Here is a 15857-nt window from a genome sequence, read left to right on the forward strand (position 1 = left end):
TAGCGGACGCCACGGACAAAACTGGAACACGTTCTAGTCGAGATTACCAGTGCGTCCGAGCGGCCCCAACTCGCTTGTGAGGCCCACGCTCAGGATATGGCTACCGCGCGTGAGCAGGTCGCCCAGATCGGAGTCGGGCCGGTCGAGCCACTGCTGGTACGCGGCGAGCGCCACGGCGAGAAGCATCCAGGCGACCGTCTGCGGGCCGTGATCGGAGGCGTCTGTGCCGGTGCGCATCGCGACGAACTCGGCGACCACATCGCGCCATCCGGTGTACATCAGCATCGAATGCGCCTGCAGGGCCGGAACGCTCAGCAGCAGGTGCATCCGCCGACGGTGATGTTCGAGGTGCTCGTCCGGGACCTCGTTGAAGGCGAGCAGTGCGGTTCGCAGCGCGTCGGCGACGGGCATGTCGGCGGGAAGGTCGGCAAGCAGCCTGCGCATGTCCTGCAGGTGCTCGTCGAAGTCACCCCACGCGATCGCGTTCTTGGAGGGGTAGTAGCGAAACAGGGTCCGCCGGGCGATCCCGGCGGCGGCGGCGACATCGTCGACACTGGTCTCGTCGAAGCCGACCTCCGTGAACAGGTCGATCGCGGCATCGGTGATCTTCGCCTTGGTGGTGCTCGGCCGCCGCCCGATCTGAGCGGTCACGCCGATCGCCGTCCACTGGGCACGGCTTCACCTCCGGTGCGTCTCGCGGTCGCCGGCGTGCGACATCGCCCATGGTAGATGTCGAACAGCGGCCTGTTCCTGTCGCCTCAAAAGGCTGGCCCTAAAGCCTCAAAAGGATCTGCCGCCCGGTGCCGATCAACTACGATTGCCCCACTTGCCGGGGCATGAAGTGAACGAGCGTTCCCTCACCTCGACGGCGTGGTCGGGGCACATCGATACCGCTCCGAACAGACGGTTATCAGACGTGAATGACGTTGAGAGGGAACACGATGCGTAGAACTGTATTCGAGACCGAACACGATCAGCTGAGGGAGACCACCCGCCAGTTCATTGAACGGGAGATCGCACCTCATGCGGAGCAGTGGGAACGGGAAGGCCAGGTCGACCGATCGGCGTATCTCGCCGCCGGCAAGTACGGGCTGATCGGGTTCAATCTGCCGGAGGAGTTCGGTGGCGGCGGGATCGAGGATTTCCGCTTCAACGCCGTCATCGTCGAAGAGCTGGCGAAGTTCGGATCCGCAACGCCTGCGTTGAGTCTGCAGAACGATGTGGTCGGGCCCTATATGGCAAAACTGACCAACGACGAACAAAAGCAACGCTGGCTTCCGGGCTTTGCCTCCGGCGAGCTGATCGGCGCCATCGCGATGAGCGAGCCCGGCGCAGGCAGCGACCTCGCCGGCATCAAGACGTCCGCAGTGCTCGACGGCGACCACTGGGTGCTCAACGGCTCCAAGACCTTCATCTCGGCAGGCATCAACTCCGACCTGGTCATCGTTGTCACCAGGACTGACCCGAACGGTGGGCACAAGGGGTTCACCCTGCTGGTCGTCGAACGCGGAATGCCGGGATTCGAACGCGGCCGCAAGTTGGACAAGATGGGCCAGCACGCGCAGGACACCGCCGAACTGCACTTCACCGACGTCCGGGTGCCGGTCGAGAACGTTCTGGGTGAGGTGAACAAGGGTTTCTACCACCTGATGCACAACCTGCCGTCCGAGCGGCTGTCGATAGCCATCGGTGCCATCGCCGGTGCGCGCCAGGTCTTCACCGACACGCTGCAATACACCAAGGACCGCAAGGCCTTCGGACAACCGATCGGAACGTTCCAGCACAACCGGTTCGTCCTTGCGGAGATGAGCACCGAGCTCGACATCGCAGAACAGTACATCGATCGGTGCCTGGCTGCCGTGGTCGAGGGAGAGCTGACGGCGGTGGACGCGGCGAAGGCCAAGTGGTGGACCACAGAACTCGCCAAGCGAGTGATCGACCACTGTGTCCAGCTGCACGGCGGATACGGCTACATGAACGAATATCCCGTGGCCAAGGCTTATGTCGACTCGCGGATCCAGACGATCTTCGGTGGCACCACCGAGATCATGAAGGACATCATCGGCCGCGACATGGGGCTGTAGTACCTGTCCTTTCGGACGGTTTTCGCGTAAATCTCGTGTTGATTCGACTCAACCCCTAGCGTTTGTGCACTGAGTGCCATTATGGTGGTCGTCACACCCACAACAGGAGGTAATCCCCATGACAGCTCAGAATCCTTCGCAGTCGGACGCCACCACCGAGACCGAACTGGTCACCGAATCCCTGGTCGAAGAGGTGTCGATCGACGGCATGTGCGGCGTCTACTGACGTGTCTGTCACCACCGATCGAGCAACCGCTTTCGACGCCGATCGCGCGTGGGTGCTGAACTCGTCGGTCGCACTGCGTCCCGAGCCTTTCGGAGCGTTGTTGTACCACTTCGGCACTCGCAAGCTGTCGTTCCTCAAGAACCTGACGGTGGTCGAGGTCGTGCAGTCGCTCGGTGACCACGCGAGTGCCGACGACGCGCTGGCAGCTGCCGGCATCGGCGATGCCGACCGGCACCTGTATGTCAGTGCGCTCTCTGCACTGGCTGTTTCGGGAATGATCGTCCCCAACTCCTAAGTCCGGCACAGCCGCACGCGTCGCAGCCCGGCGCGTGCGGTCCGGCAAATCCTTGCCGCCGGTACGTGTTCTGTGAGGAACCCCCATGACTTCTGTTCTCGACCGCCCCTCGGCGTCGTCTCAGCCCGTCGGCCGCCTGGTCGACCAGTTCGAAAAAGGTCTCGATGCACCGATCTGCCTGACGTGGGAGCTGACCTACGCGTGCAACTTGTCGTGTGTGCACTGCCTGTCCTCCTCGGGCAAGCGCGACCCACGTGAGCTCGACACCGCGCAGTGCAAGGCCATCATCGACGAGCTGCAGCGCATGCAGGTGTTCTACGTCAACATCGGTGGCGGCGAGCCGACGGTGCGGCCCGACTTCTGGGAATTGGTCGACTACGCCACCGATCACCAAGTGGGAGTGAAGTTCTCCACCAACGGCCTCAAGATCGACAAGAAGGTCGCCCAGCGTCTCGCGGCCAGCGACTACGTCGACGTGCAGATCTCACTCGATGGCGCGACCGCCGAGGTGAACGACGCAGTTCGCGGCCCGGGGTCGTATGCGATGGCGATCAAGGCGCTCGAGAACCTACACGAGGCGGGGTTCGCCGACGCCAAGATCAGCGTGGTGGTGACCCGGCAGAACGTCACCCAGCTTGATGAGTTCAAGGCGCTCGCGGACCGTTACGGCGCAACCCTGCGTATCACCAGGATGCGGCCGTCCGGTCGAGGTGCCGACGTCTGGGATGACCTGCACCCGCTACCCGAACAGCAGCGCGACCTGTACAACTGGCTCGTCGCGCACGGCGAAGGGGTACTCACCGGCGACTCGTTCTTCCACCTGTCGGCGTTCGCCGAGTCCGGCCAGGGTGCGCTGCCCGGTCTGAACCTCTGTGGCGCCGGCCGCGTGGTGTGCCTGATCGACCCCGTCGGTGATGTGTACGCCTGCCCGTTCGCCATCCACGAGAACTTTCTCGCCGGAAACATCTTGTCCGACGGCGGGTTCAAGACGATCTGGCAGCAGTCCGACCTGTTCCTCGAACTCCGCGAACCCCAGAACGCCGGCGCCTGCACCAAGTGCCAGCACTTCGACGCGTGCCGCGGAGGATGCATGGCCGCCAAGTTCTTCACCGGTCTTCCCCTGGCCGGACCCGACCCCGAATGTGTTCAGGGTTATGGCGAAGAATTGCTGGCCGGCGACCGCAGCGTGCCCTCGGCCAACAAGGACCACTCGCGTGGTGTGCCGTTGACCCTGATGACCCGTCCGCCCTCGCGTGACTGCGACGAGAACCCGCTGGCCGGATTCACGCCGGCGGCCGCCTCGGCCTGCCACTGAACGACGCGGCCTCACCCGGAGTCGCCTTTGATACCGAAGGCGAACTCCCACACCACAACCCGGCAAAGTCGCCGGTGAGCAAAGGAATCAACACCCCATGGTCAATCCCTGGTTCGAGAGTGTCGCCGAAGCCCAGCGGCGAGCGAAGAAGCGACTTCCCAAGTCGGTGTATTCGTCGCTGATCGCCGGAAGCGAGAAGGGCATCACGGTCAACGACAACGTGGATGCGTTTGCCGAACTCGGGTTCGCGCCCCACGTCGTCGGCGCGCACGCCGAGCGGGAACTGTCGACAACCGTGATGGGTCAAGACATTTCATTTCCGGTGATGATCTCGCCGACCGGCGTCCAGGCCGTCGACAAAGAAGGCGAGGTCGCCGTCGCTCGGGCAGCCGCCGCCCGTGGTACCGCCATGGGTCTGTCGAGTTTCGCCTCCAAGCCGATCGAGGAGGTCACCGCAGTCAACGACAAGATCTTCTTCCAGGCCTACTGGCTCAACTCTCGCGAGGACATCCTCAAGCGCGCCGAACGGGCCCGCGAGGCCGGCGCGAAAGGTCTCATCGTCACCACGGACTGGTCGTTCTCGATGGGGCGTGACTGGGGCAGCCCCGAGATCCCGGAGAAGGTCGACCTCAAGGCCCTGCTGAAACTGGCTCCCGAGATCGCGATGCGACCGCGTTACGCCTGGGACTGGTTCAACAAGGGCAAGCCCATCATCCCCGACCTCACCGCGCCGAACGTGGTGGACAAGGCGCAGCAGGCACCGACCTTCTTCGGCGCATACGGACAGTGGATGCAGACCGCACCGCCGCGGTGGGAAGACCTGCAGTGGCTGCGGGAGGAGTGGGGCGGGCCGTTCATGGTCAAGGGCATCACCCGCATCGACGACGCCAAGCGCGCCGTGGACATCGGGGCCACCGCCATCTCGGTGTCCAATCACGGTGGCAACAACCTCGACGGCACCCCGGCGACCATCCGGATGCTCGGACCGATCGCCGACGCCGTCGGCAAAGACATCGAGGTACTCCTCGACGGCGGGGTGCGGCGCGGCAGCGACGTCGTCAAGGCCCTCGCCCTCGGTGCCGATGCGGTGATGATCGGCCGCGCCTACCTCTGGGGCCTGGCCGCCAACGGCCAGACCGGTGTCGAGAACGTCCTCGACATCATGCGCGGCGGAATCGACTCGGCGCTGATGGGACTGGGCCGCCGCAGCATTCACGACCTCACCCGCGACGACATCATCATCCCCGAAGGCTTCGAGAAGCGATTCGGCGAAACCACCTCGTAGATCCCGGGGCGCCTCCGGCAGGTTGATTCGACTAGAACACGTTACAGTTTGTTGTAATGTGGCGTGGTACTCAACCCACGTTCAGATCGACGGAGGCAGTGGCCGATATGGGAGATTTCGACGGCAAGGTCGTCTACATCACGGGCATCGCCCGCGGACAGGGCCGCAGTCACGCGATCCGATTCGCCGAGGAAGGCGCATCGGTCATCGGGCTCGACGTATGTGGTGAGGTCACCAAGATCGGTTATCCGGTGGCCACCGCCGAAGACATGGAAGAGACCGTGCGCCAGGTCAAGGCCGCGGGGGGCAATATTCTTGCCCGCCAACTCGATACCCGTGACCTGGCGGGCCAGCAGCAGCTCGTTGCCGACGGCGTCGCACAATTCGGCCGACTCGACTACGTCATCGTCAATGCCGGTGTGCTCACCTGGGGCAGCGTCCACGAGATGACCGAGAGCCAGTTCATGGACGTCATCGATGTCAACGTGAACGGATCCTGGAAGACGCTCAAGGCGACCATCCCGGCGATGCTTGAAGCGGGCAACGGGGGCTCGATCGTGATCATCAGCTCCGTCGCCGGGATCAAGTCGATGCCGATGCAGGCGTCCTACTCGGCGTCCAAACATGCCTTGGTCGGGCTGGCGCACACAACCGCAAAAGAGCTGGGCCGCAGCAAGATCAGGGTCAACACCGTTCACCCCTACGGCGTCGAGACCCCGATGTGCATCGAAGACGCCGATGCTTTCAAGGTGTTCGAGATGCCCGAGTACAAGGCGCATTTCGAGCCGATCCTGCCCGGGATGGCCAAGTCCGGCGACATCACCGACGCGGTGATGTACCTCTGCTCCACACGCGCCAAGTTCATCACCGCCTCCTCTATCGAGGTGGACATGGGCGCCACCAAGGTCTAACCGGCCACACGGCGGATACGACAACGGCCCACCCCGCACGCGGGATGGGCCGTCGTTCGTGTCTGGGTCGGTCAGTCCTGCCAGAGCGTGGCGGGGTCGGCTGCGGTGCGGGCCGGTGCGGCGGGTGTGTCGGGCACTGTCCGCGAAAAGCGCGGTGCCACAGAGGCTTGCATGACGCCGTCGATCTCCACCAGGGATCGACGACTGGCCAGATGCTTGTTCTGCGGCGCCTCTTCCCAGTCGAGTACCGGCGTGGCGCACGCGTCTGTTCCGTCGAAGATCGCGGTCCACTCGTCGCGGGTCTTGGACTTGAACACCTCGGCAAATCGGATCTTCATGGCCGGCCACTGAGGCATGTCGAGCTGGTCGGGGAGTGTTTCGTCATCGGCGAGTCCCATCCCGTCGAGCAGAAGGGCATAGAACTGTGGCTCGATGGCGCCCACGGCGAAGTACTTTCCATCGGAGGTCTCGTAGACGTCGTAGAACGGGGCGCCGGTGTCGAGCAGGTTGGCGCCGCGCTCATTGCCCCACAGGCCCGTCCCGCGGAAGGCCCACATCATCTGGCCGAGCACCGAGGCACCGTCCACCATTGCGGCGTCGATGGTTTGGCCCTTGCCCGACTTCTCGCGCTCCACGAGCGCCGCCAGGATTCCCTGCACGAGGAACATGGATCCGCCGCCGAAATCGCCGAACAGATTGAGCGGTGGGGTGGGGACCTCGTCGGCCCGGCCGACGGCATGCAGCAGGCCGGTCAGCGAGATGTAGTTGATGTCGTGGCCGGCCACCTGCGACAGCGGGCCGTCCTGGCCCCACCCTGTCATCCGTCCGTAGACCACACGGGGATTGACGGCCGCGACATCATCGGGACCGAAACCGAGGCGTTCGGTGACGCCGGGACGGAAGCCTTCGATGACGACATCGGCCTTGGCGATCAGATTCATGATCGCCTCTTTGTCCGTAGGATCTTTCAAGTTCGCCTCGACCACCGTGCGGTTGCGCAAGAGCTGGTCGGCGACCTGTCCCTCTTTGGGAAGCTTGCCGGGACGCTCGATCCGCACGACGTCTGCGCCCAGATCTCCCAGCATCATCGCTGCGTGCGGCCCGGGGCCGATGCCTGCGAACTCGATCACGCGTATTCCGCTCAGCGGTCCGTTCTTTGCCATGTATCGCACCTCATCGTCGAGTGGTCCACCACGCACGCCACCCGGCGGGCGCAGCGCGTCACATCCAAATACTGTCGGGTGCCAAGTAAACCAGGTGCCGAGCGAATGCTCGGGCGGCAAAGCCCTTCGGGGCGAAGCGGCAACGGTCTACCATTGTCCGAATGACACCTTCGGGCGGGCTCGGCTTCCGAAGCTGGACCGAGTTGGATGATCGGTCGGCCACGGTCCTCGTCCCGTTGGGTTCCATCGAACAACATGGGCCACACCTGCCACTCGACACCGATGTGCGGATAGCGACTGCCGTTGCCGATGCCGCAACCGGATCGAGCCCGGAGCCAAGGGCTCCGGGGGTCGACCTGATGGTTGCGCCACCACTCAATTACGGTGCGGCCGGGGAGCACGAGGGATTCCCCGGGACCATCTCCATCGGGCACGAGGTGCTGCACTCGGTGCTGGTCGAGTACGGGCGCAGCGCCTGCCGATGGGCGGCCCGGTTGGTGTTCGTGAACGCTCACGGTGGCAACGGGAGAACGTTGCTGTCGGCGGTGTCGCAACTGCGCACCGAGGGTCGGGAAGTGGCATGGTTCGGATGCGCCTCTCCGGGCGCCGACGCACATGCCGGCTATACGGAAACGTCGCTGTTGCTGCACATCTCGCCGATGACGGTGCGCGTCGAGGAGATGGTCAGCGGCAACGTGACTCCGGTGTCCGAATTGATGGCATCGATGCGTGCAGGGGGAGTGGCAGCTGTGAGTGACAACGGGATACTCGGCGATCCGATGGCGGCTTCGGCCGCCGAAGGGAGGCGAATGCTCAGCGACATGGCCGTGCGGCTGGCCGACGCTGTCGGTCGGTGGGAGCCTGACTCGAACGGGATGCTCACGTGATCGCCGGAAGTCGTCAGGACGAGCGCGAAGACGAAGGTGGGGATCCGGACGGATCACAGGTCGACGTCCCGGTCGATCCCGACGTCGCGGTCCCGCCGCCCGGATTCCAGGTGCAGCTCGATCCACGCTGCATGATCTCCGACGATCGTCGCCACATCATCGGGGGATCGCCGACCCGGCTCCTGAACCTGTCCGAGTTGGCCGGCGGCCTACTCGACGCCGACGGCCGGCTCACGGTGCACGACCGCACCACCTCGCAACTGGCCAGGAAGTTGCTCGATGCCGGCGTCGGTCACCCACGGCCGATGTTCGGCCCGACCGACACCGACGTCACCGTGGTGGTCCCGGTGCGCGACAACCAGTCCGGAATCGACCGGCTGCTACCGGGTCTGGGCGGACACAAGGTCATCGTCGTCGACGACGGGTCGACCGTACCGATCGAGGCGCCAGGCGCCCAGGTGATCCGCCTCGAGCGCAGTCGTGGACCCGCAGCGGCGCGTAACAGGGGAGCCGCCCACGCGGACACCGAGTTGCTCGCTTTCCTCGACTCCGACGTCGTGCCAGAGCATGATTGGCTCACCAAGTTGCTCGGCCACTTCTCGGACCCGAAGGTCGCCCTGGCGGCGCCACGAATCGTCGCGCTCGAGCCGGGCGGCGGCGCCACCTCCCGGTACGAAGCCCTGTGTTCTTCCCTCGACATGGGCCGCCGAGAAGGTCCGGTAGCACCCCGGTCGCGCATTCCTTACGTCCCCAGCGCTGCAATGATCGTGCGCCGCAACTGCTTTCGCGGATTCGACGAGTCGATGGAGGTCGCCGAGGACGTGGACCTGTGCTGGCGGCTTCATGCAGACGGGTGGTCGCTGCGATACGACCCCATCGCCACCGTCGCCCACGACCATCGGCATCGTCTCTCCAAGAGCCTCGACCGCAAACGGTATTACGGTACCGGCGCGGCGCTGCTGTCGGGCCGTCATCCGGGCATGGGTGCTCCCTTGGCCCTCACCGTTCCCATGGCGGCGGCGATGGCGGCTCTGGTCACGGGGACGGTCTGGGGGGTCATGGCCGCCCTCGCTGTCTTCGGGGTGATCGGCGGGCGGCTGCACCGCCGGGTGTCGTCCATGCCCGATGCCGCCCGCACGGCCGCCAAACTCACAGCGCAGTCGGTGGGATTCGGGGTGTTGCAGTCGGCGTCTGCGATGTGTCGCCACTATTGGCCGCTGTCGATTCTCCTCGCCTTGGTGTCCAAGCGTTTTCGGCTGCTGCTGCTCACCGTTGCGGTCGGGGAGGCAGCATACGAGTGGGTCCGTTTGGAGCTGGTGAACCCCGAGCCCGGTGCTCGCGTCGGCTGGTGGCGGTTCATGGTGCTCAAACGGCTCGACGATCTGGCCTATGGCGCAGGTCTGTGGCAGGGGGCGCTCGCCGGCCGCAGCATCGACGCACTCTATCCGCGGATCAGTAATGCAGTGTCGACCGAAGCGCGCCCCCGCGTCGCCCCTCGATGACCTGATGAGCGGAGCTGCCGATGTCGGCGCGGACGTCATTGTTGTCGGCGCAGGCAGCAGCGGAAGTGTTGTCGCCGAGCGCCTTTCCCGAGATCCGGATCGGCGGGTCCTGTGGCTCGAGGCCGGCCCCGGTTCGCCGGGGCCATCCGCGCTGCGCCTGGACCGACTTCCGATTGGACCGGGTTCGGATCGGGTGGCGCGGTATCGGAGCAGGCAGGGGTTCGACCTACCCCGAGGGCGCGGTGTGGGCGGCTCGTCGGTGGTCAACGGCGGATACTTCCTGCGTTGGCACCGTTCGGATTTCACCGGCTGGTGCGAGGAGATCTGGCCGATGCCGGTGATCGCCGACACCTACGACAGTCTTGATGGTGGCGCGCAGGGCGGCGGCTCGATGCATGTCTCGGCATTTGCCGACGATGAGATCGGTGCGTATGCCGAGGCGTTCGAGAGTCATTGGGAATCAAAGGGTCTTGCGCGTGTTGAGGCGCCGTGGACCGATCTGGGGATCAATCGGGTGCGTTCGAATCGGGACGGCCCCCTACGTCGGTCGGCCGCGCACTGGATGGCTGACGATGGCGGCCGGCCCGGCCTGCGTCTGCTCACCGGCGCTGCCGCCACCGAGCTCGTGGTGCGGGGAGGGCGCGTCAGGGGAGTCGCCGTCGGTGACGATGTCTTCACTGCTGACGAAGTGATTGTCTGCGCCGGAACCCTGGGGACTGCAGAGCTGCTGATCCGGTCACCGGGCGTGCAGATTCAGAGCCTGGATGTGTGGGAGCATCGCGAAGTGCTCGTGCGGTTCGGCCCCGCGTCGCTGCCCGTCGCGAAGCCCCCGGCGTTGCTGCAGTCTGTGGTGCACACGTCCGACGGTGTCGAGTTACGTTGTTACGGAGGAGACTTCGCCGACTTCATCGACGGTCTGCCGGTGACGGGACCGGCTTTCGGGGCCGCTCTGATGCGTCCGCACCGCGCCGGATCCCTTTCCTGGGATGCGACGCACGGCCTGCAGGTCGACCTCGGTGAACTCGACGGCGCTGACACGCGCACCCTGGGCGTGTGGGCCGAGCGACTGCGGGCGATGTTCGAAAGTGATCACTTTGCCGCGTGCGCGGAGAAGGGGAGCGCTCAGATCGATCCGGTGCTCAGGACCTCACAGCACGCCTGGGGCACGCTGCCGATGGGGGTGGCCACGGACTGGGCCGGAGCGGTGAACGGGCTCGATGGTCTGAGGGTGATCGATGCCTCCATCCTGCCGACGGCCGGCTCGTCCGGGCCGCACGCGACGGTGATGATGGTCGCGACTCGCATCGTGGATCTGATCTATTGATTTACCCAACTGAATGTCCAATTGTCCTCCGTCAACGCCGGTGGCTACGGTGGGGCCATGGACGAATCTCGGTTGACCGTCGTGATCCCGGCCTACAACGAGGCCGAGACTCTCAGGGGTTGCCTCGCCAGCTTGGTACCGCAACTGACCCACCTGTACGAGATCGTGGTGGTGGACAACAACTCGACTGATGAAACGGCTTCGCTTGTTGAGGAATTCGCTTCGAAGTACGGCAAGTTCCGGTCGGTGGTGGCCACCGAACAGGGCGTGATCCACGCCCGCACAGTCGGTTTCGACAATGCCCGGGGTGATGTGATCGCTCGCATCGATGCCGACTCGCGCGTCGGTCCCGGGTGGGCGCAGTCGATCAACGAGTTCTTCGACCAGTACGGTGACGTTTACGAAGCGGGCACCGGCTTGTGCACTTCATATGATCTGCCGTTCCAGGATCGCTTTCGCCGATCGCACATCGGTATCACCGACGATGCGCGGGCCGAACTGGCCGCGATGTCAGAGCGGCCGGGGTCCGAGGGGCCAGATCTTCAGCGGTTGTTCGGGTCGAACATGGCAATGACAAAAACGGCGTGGGAGCAGGCGCGCTCGTGCAGCTGCATGCGCTCGGACGTGTTCGAGGATCTTGATCTGACCCTGTGCCTCAAGCGGAACGGTGTCCGGATCGGCCTGATCCCGGGCGCCGACGCAACAATCTCCGGCCGGCGATACCTCACCCCGCCCCCGGCATACTTCAGGTACTGCCTGCGAGATCAGCGAACCTTCAAAGTGCATGGGCTGCCCAAAGAGCGAGCGAAGGCGGTGGTGCAGATGCTTGTTGTCGCCATGCCCTTCTATCTGATCAACTGGGTGCCCTTTCGGGCATATGATCCCGTCTCGCAGCGATTCACCCTTCGGAACCTGATCCGGCCGCCGCAGACTCGGCTCACGCCCCGCGCCCACCGCTGACCGCCGTCGAACTGTCGATGCCCGAAGGCTTCACAAGCACAGCACGCGGTGGGTGATCCCGCCGCGGATCTTGCCCGCCTCGTGAGCTACGTGATAAATCCAGCGACCGGTGTTCATGCGGGTGACTGCTTGCGGCAGAAGAGGATTGCGAAGAGCGAGCGACGTCACCACCAGCGGGAACAGCAGCGGCCGGTTGTATTGGGTGAACCCCATCTCCCGGTAGCGGGCATGTATCTGCGCCGCCCCCCGGCCATAAACGTAGATCTGTTTCCACAGCGACCGGTAGGTGTTGCGCAGTCGGTAGTCGAGCAGGGCTTCAGAGCTGTGTACGAGCACGTACCCCGCCAGTTGTGCGCGCCATACGTAGTCGTTGTCCTCGGCCGTGTGGACAAAGGCCTCGTCGAATCCGCCGATACGGTCGTGGACATCGCGCCACACGCCCATGTTCGCGCCGATGGCGGTCGGATACCAGCCCGGTACCGGCCAACCGTCCTCGGGCAAAGGAATCGGCCGCCACGTCCGAACCCCAGGGGTGTTGAGCGCCTCGGTGTCGAGGGATCCCGATACGAGGTCGGCGGCTTCTGCGGCGGCCGCCATGCTGCTGAGCCAGTGTGGACGTACCCGGTCATCACTGTCGACGAACGCGAGAAAATCGCCTCGGGCGGCCTCGGCGCCCGCATTACGCGCATGCGACGCCCCCGGCACCGCAGAACTGTCGACGTAGACGACGTGGAGACCGTCGGGGATCGCTGGGCCATCGATGAACTCGCGCAATCCGTCGGTCGAACCGTTGTCGCTGATCACCACCTCCCAGTCGCCTCTATAGTCCTGAGCGGCAAGAGCTTTCATCTGCTCGATCAGGTAGGGCATGCCGTTTCTGACCGGGATGATCACCGAGACACGAGACGGTCCCCGGCGCTGTGATCGTGGAGGGGGCATAGCTCGCTGACCTCAGATGATGGTGGCTCGGTGCGTCTCGAATGACTCGCGGACGATCTGACAGTATTCGCCGATGTCGGGCATCACTGCCGAGTCGACCGTGATCGACATGGCGATGTGGTCGCCACGGTCGGAGATCGCGTGAGCCAGAGTTGCACCCGAGCCGACCGGTTGCATGGTGAAGCTGTCCACGATGTTCATCCCGCAGAAACTACCGTGTCTCGCGATCCCGGGCAGGTTGGTGATCACCACGTTGAAACGGGGTGGCGCGACTGACTTCTTGCGGCGCGGCCGCCCGGAACCGAGCAGCCGGAGGACCGGGGCGGGCACGATGTCGATGAACCCCGTCGTCTGTTCCGCCAACTTCTGTTTGACCCTGTTCTTCTTACGTGCGGTCTCCGCGGCGATCAGCGATATCCGCACCCGGGGATCCGCTTCGGTGGTCACCAGATCCACGACCACCGGAACGAACTGGTTTGCCGTATCCGCTTCACGCATTCCCCTCGTCGACACCGGTACCAGCGCAGACAGCGACGATGGCGGGGTCTCGTTCCTGCGACCGAGATAGTCGTGAACAGCCTGTCCGACAATGGACAACATGAGGTCGTTGACCGTGGCGCCACCCAACGAAGACTTCATCTCGAGCACATCGCCGCGGTCGAAGAGGATGTGGCCTACCGTGCGGGGGCCGCGGAAGTCGTGATTGAAGCGGGTGACCGGCCAAACCCGGTGGGGCCGAACACCGCCCGCCTGTGCTCGCCTCTGCTGTCTCGATGCCCGCACGATCCCGATACCCTCTTGTGCGAACCGGCTCCAGAGCGCGGGTCCACGCCGGAGTTCCCGACGGGTCAGCGCCGCGCGAGATGCAGTGCCCTTCCCGACGACCTGGCCCTCCGCGCGTGTTGCGTCGCTCACGACACCGTCGTCGAACACCTTCTCGCCCAAGGTCGCCGAGGTGACGCCATCGAAGGCGATGTGATGGAACCGGAACACCACGAGACTGCACAGGCCGGCGTGGCCTGGCACGCCGGTGACGTCGGGGATGACGTGCATGAGCCAGGGTGCGTGGGCCAGATCCATCGGCGAGTCCCCGAACTGCTCGACGAGCTCGATCGCCGAAGCCCACGTGCCGACGTTGCGGTGCACCTGCAGGTGGGCGGCTGCGGAGAAACCCGGATCAGGAACCCAATAGGGGTAACCGATGTCTGAGGGCAGCCGGATCAGCTTGCTGGTGAACAGGTCTGAGATCCAGATCCGTTCGCTGATCCACTCCAGGAGGCGATCCTCGGTGAGCTCGAGCGGTCGGCCGGCGGGGTTCACGACAACCTGGCAGCTGACCACCGTGGCCGTCGCGACTCCGTCCCCGAGGTAGAGGTATGCGGCGTCACGCGCGGTGACCTGTTTCATTCGGCGATCTCCGGTGATGTGCAGGGCCGTCCCACGCGATCCGCTGTGGCGCTACGGGACCGCGATCTGGACGGGCGGGGACGAACGGTGGGGTGGTCGGCCGGCAGTCTCAGCCGACGTCGGCCTGGTGGGTCTTGAACGATTGCTCGATGATCCGGCAGTACTCGGTGATGTCGGGGAGCGACGCACGATCGGCCGTGATGGACACCGCGAGCTTGTCGGCCCGGTTTGTCATCACGTGAGCCAGGGTCGATCCACTGGCCACGGTCTGGACCCCGAAGCCGCCCACCACTTCCAGTCCGAAGATCTTCCGTCGCATCTGGACACCGTTGACGTTGGTCACCACGATGTTGAACGCCGGGGCGGTGGAGGCCGACTTCGACTGCCGACGCGAGAGAACTCCGAGGAGACGCAGCAGTGGTGCGGGCATCGCGTCCACCACCGCGATGTCTGCCCGGGTCGCCTCCTCGGCGATGCGCTTCTTCTCCCGGCTCGTTTCCGCCGAGATCAATCGGACTCGCGTGGTGAGATCGGATTCGGCCGTCTGCAGGTCGACAACCATCGGGACGAACTGGTTCGCCGAAGCGGACTCACGCATCGCCCGTGTCGACATCGGCACCAGCGCGGACATCGAGGACTCGGGGCGCTCTCCCACCTGGGTCAGGTAACGGTTGGTCGCCTCTCCGATGACGGACAGCATCAGGTCGTTGAGGGTCGCGCCGGGGACCCGCGACCGCAACTCGAGCACTTCTTGGAGATCGAGCATCACGCCGTCAGCTATTCGCGGTCCCCGGAACGGCGCGTTGAACCGGATGACCGGCCAGCTGCGACGTATCCCGGGCTCGGATGTCTTCGCCTTTTCCCGGGTCCGGCGGATTGTCGTTCCGCAGACACGGGCGAACCGCCAGAAATGACCGGGCAGGCCGACGAGCTCTCTCCGCGCCGCCGCCGCCCGCGTTTTTTCGGCATCCCCGACGATCCGGCCTGCGGCACGGACTTCGTCGGTGATCTCCAGGTCGCTGAACATGGTGGCCGTCAGGGTGCTGAACAACATCCCATCGAACGCGGCGTGGTGGTAGTGAAGCGCCACGAGTGTCGACAACCCGGTTTGATCCGGTGCGTCGGGGATGTCGGTGATGACATGCATGAGCCACAGCGGACGGGACGGGTCGAGTGGTGTGGCCGCGATGTCTGCCACCAGGTCTCGGGCCGCGGACCAATCCGTCACGCCATGGAACCGGACATGTGCGGCGGGGTCGAATGCCGGATCCGGCACCCAGTAGGGCAAGCCGACGTCGCCGGGGAGACGCATCAGTTTGCTGGTGAACAGATCCGACACATCGAGGCGTCCGCGCAACCAATCCACGGCGGCGGTGTGGTCGATCGTCAGCGGTAGCCCGTCGGGATTGGGCATCAGGTACGACGACACGATGGTCGACGAGTTCACGTCGCCGAGATACAAGTAGGCGGCGTCACGTCCCGCGATCTGCTTCATCGCGTCGGTTTCGGTGGCATAGGTGTTGATCGTAGGCAACAACACCCCAACTCGGCGGTTTTCG

The 15857-nt window shown here is 64.8% G+C and carries 15 protein-coding genes; 10 read left to right on the plus strand and 5 right to left on the minus strand.

Annotated elements, in window-relative coordinates; genetic code table 11:
- Window positions 1-33: 33 nt before the first annotated feature.
- Window positions 34-651, minus strand: a complete 618-nt coding sequence (mftR, locus tag ACVWY6_RS03125; RefSeq protein ID WP_030164881.1) for a mycofactocin system transcriptional regulator — start codon at window positions 649-651, stop codon at window positions 34-36.
- Window positions 652-941: 290 nt separating this feature from the next.
- Here mftR and ACVWY6_RS03130 point away from each other — a divergent pair, with 290 nt between their 5' ends.
- From ACVWY6_RS03130 to ACVWY6_RS03155, 6 genes are all read left to right on the plus strand, one after another.
- Window positions 942-2084 carry an acyl-CoA dehydrogenase family protein gene (locus ACVWY6_RS03130; RefSeq protein ID WP_317711842.1) on the plus strand — a complete coding sequence of 381 codons (1143 nt, stop codon included), beginning with the start codon at window positions 942-944 and terminating at the stop codon, window positions 2082-2084.
- Window positions 2085-2202: 118 nt separating this feature from the next.
- Entirely contained in the window at window positions 2203-2310 is a 108-nt protein-coding gene (mftA, locus tag ACVWY6_RS03135) for a mycofactocin precursor MftA (RefSeq protein WP_023956102.1), read from the plus strand.
- A gap of 1 nt (window position 2311) precedes the next feature.
- Window positions 2312-2605 carry a mycofactocin biosynthesis chaperone MftB gene (gene mftB, locus ACVWY6_RS03140; protein WP_033335691.1) on the plus strand — a complete coding sequence of 98 codons (294 nt, stop codon included), beginning with the start codon at window positions 2312-2314 and terminating at the stop codon, window positions 2603-2605.
- Between the two features lie 85 nt (window positions 2606-2690).
- A complete protein-coding gene (gene mftC / locus ACVWY6_RS03145; protein ID WP_030164873.1) occupies window positions 2691-3920 on the plus strand; it encodes a mycofactocin radical SAM maturase in 1230 nt (409 codons plus the stop codon).
- A gap of 97 nt (window positions 3921-4017) precedes the next feature.
- Window positions 4018-5205, plus strand: coding sequence for a pre-mycofactocin synthase MftD (gene mftD, locus ACVWY6_RS03150; RefSeq protein ID WP_400728574.1), 1188 nt, complete (start codon window positions 4018-4020; stop codon window positions 5203-5205).
- Between the two features lie 107 nt (window positions 5206-5312).
- On the plus strand, window positions 5313-6116 hold the full coding sequence (locus tag ACVWY6_RS03155) for a mycofactocin-coupled SDR family oxidoreductase (RefSeq protein ID WP_023956246.1): 804 nt from the start codon (window positions 5313-5315) through the stop codon (window positions 6114-6116).
- 71 nt (window positions 6117-6187) lie between these two features.
- Here ACVWY6_RS03155 and ACVWY6_RS03160 read toward each other — a convergent pair whose 3' ends face one another.
- Entirely contained in the window at window positions 6188-7279 is a 1092-nt protein-coding gene (locus ACVWY6_RS03160) for a CaiB/BaiF CoA transferase family protein (RefSeq protein WP_023956096.1), read from the minus strand.
- A gap of 161 nt (window positions 7280-7440) precedes the next feature.
- Between ACVWY6_RS03160 and mftE the strand changes: the two genes are divergently transcribed.
- From mftE to ACVWY6_RS03180, 4 genes are read left to right on the plus strand one after another with little or no spacing between them, the layout of a single operon-like run.
- Complete coding sequence (mftE, locus tag ACVWY6_RS03165) at window positions 7441-8166, plus strand: mycofactocin biosynthesis peptidyl-dipeptidase MftE (RefSeq protein ID WP_457536122.1); 726 nt, start codon at window positions 7441-7443, stop codon at window positions 8164-8166.
- A complete protein-coding gene (gene mftF / locus ACVWY6_RS03170) occupies window positions 8163-9668 on the plus strand; it encodes a mycofactocin biosynthesis glycosyltransferase MftF (RefSeq protein ID WP_457536123.1) in 1506 nt (501 codons plus the stop codon). Before mftE ends, mftF begins: the two co-directional genes overlap by 4 nt.
- 4 nt (window positions 9669-9672) lie before the next feature.
- Window positions 9673-10992: a mycofactocin system GMC family oxidoreductase MftG gene (mftG, locus tag ACVWY6_RS03175; RefSeq protein ID WP_457536125.1), complete on the plus strand. Its 1320-nt coding sequence runs from the start codon at window positions 9673-9675 to the stop codon at window positions 10990-10992.
- Window positions 10993-11049: 57 nt separating this feature from the next.
- The gene (locus ACVWY6_RS03180) at window positions 11050-11952 is read left to right on the plus strand and encodes a glycosyltransferase (RefSeq protein ID WP_457536127.1); all 903 of its coding nucleotides are present in this window, start codon (window positions 11050-11052) and stop codon (window positions 11950-11952) included.
- A gap of 30 nt (window positions 11953-11982) precedes the next feature.
- On the opposite strand, the gene ACVWY6_RS03185 is transcribed toward ACVWY6_RS03180, so the two are convergent.
- The 3 genes from ACVWY6_RS03185 to ACVWY6_RS03195 form a co-directional block, all read right to left on the minus strand.
- Window positions 11983-12891 carry a glycosyltransferase gene (locus ACVWY6_RS03185; RefSeq protein WP_457536129.1) on the minus strand — a complete coding sequence of 303 codons (909 nt, stop codon included), beginning with the start codon at window positions 12889-12891 and terminating at the stop codon, window positions 11983-11985.
- A gap of 12 nt (window positions 12892-12903) precedes the next feature.
- Window positions 12904-14298, minus strand: coding sequence for a WS/DGAT domain-containing protein (locus ACVWY6_RS03190; RefSeq protein WP_457536131.1), 1395 nt, complete (start codon window positions 14296-14298; stop codon window positions 12904-12906).
- 109 nt (window positions 14299-14407) lie between these two features.
- Window positions 14408-15838, minus strand: coding sequence for a wax ester/triacylglycerol synthase domain-containing protein (locus tag ACVWY6_RS03195; protein ID WP_457536133.1), 1431 nt, complete (start codon window positions 15836-15838; stop codon window positions 14408-14410).
- Window positions 15839-15857: the final 19 nt, after the last annotated feature.

It is taken from the genome of Williamsia sp. R60 (assembly GCF_054063855.1).

Excerpts from the sequence above, each read along its gene's own strand:
- ACVWY6_RS03130 (WP_317711842.1), top strand. The coding sequence starts at position 942 with ATGCGTAGAACTGTATTCGAGACCGAACACGATCAGCTGAGGGAGACC.
- mftA (WP_023956102.1), top strand. The coding sequence starts at position 2,203 with ATGACAGCTCAGAATCCTTCGCAGTCGGACGCCACCACCGAGACCGAA.
- mftC (WP_030164873.1), top strand. The coding sequence starts at position 2,691 with ATGACTTCTGTTCTCGACCGCCCCTCGGCGTCGTCTCAGCCCGTCGGC.
- mftD (WP_400728574.1), top strand. The coding sequence starts at position 4,018 with ATGGTCAATCCCTGGTTCGAGAGTGTCGCCGAAGCCCAGCGGCGAGCG.
- ACVWY6_RS03155 (WP_023956246.1), top strand. The coding sequence starts at position 5,313 with ATGGGAGATTTCGACGGCAAGGTCGTCTACATCACGGGCATCGCCCGC.
- ACVWY6_RS03160 (WP_023956096.1), bottom strand. The coding sequence starts at position 7,279 with ATGGCAAAGAACGGACCGCTGAGCGGAATACGCGTGATCGAGTTCGCA.
- mftE (WP_457536122.1), top strand. The coding sequence starts at position 7,441 with ATGACACCTTCGGGCGGGCTCGGCTTCCGAAGCTGGACCGAGTTGGAT.
- mftG (WP_457536125.1), top strand. The coding sequence starts at position 9,673 with ATGAGCGGAGCTGCCGATGTCGGCGCGGACGTCATTGTTGTCGGCGCA.
- ACVWY6_RS03180 (WP_457536127.1), top strand. The coding sequence starts at position 11,050 with ATGGACGAATCTCGGTTGACCGTCGTGATCCCGGCCTACAACGAGGCC.
- ACVWY6_RS03185 (WP_457536129.1), bottom strand. The coding sequence starts at position 12,891 with ATGCCCCCTCCACGATCACAGCGCCGGGGACCGTCTCGTGTCTCGGTG.
- ACVWY6_RS03190 (WP_457536131.1), bottom strand. The coding sequence starts at position 14,298 with ATGAAACAGGTCACCGCGCGTGACGCCGCATACCTCTACCTCGGGGAC.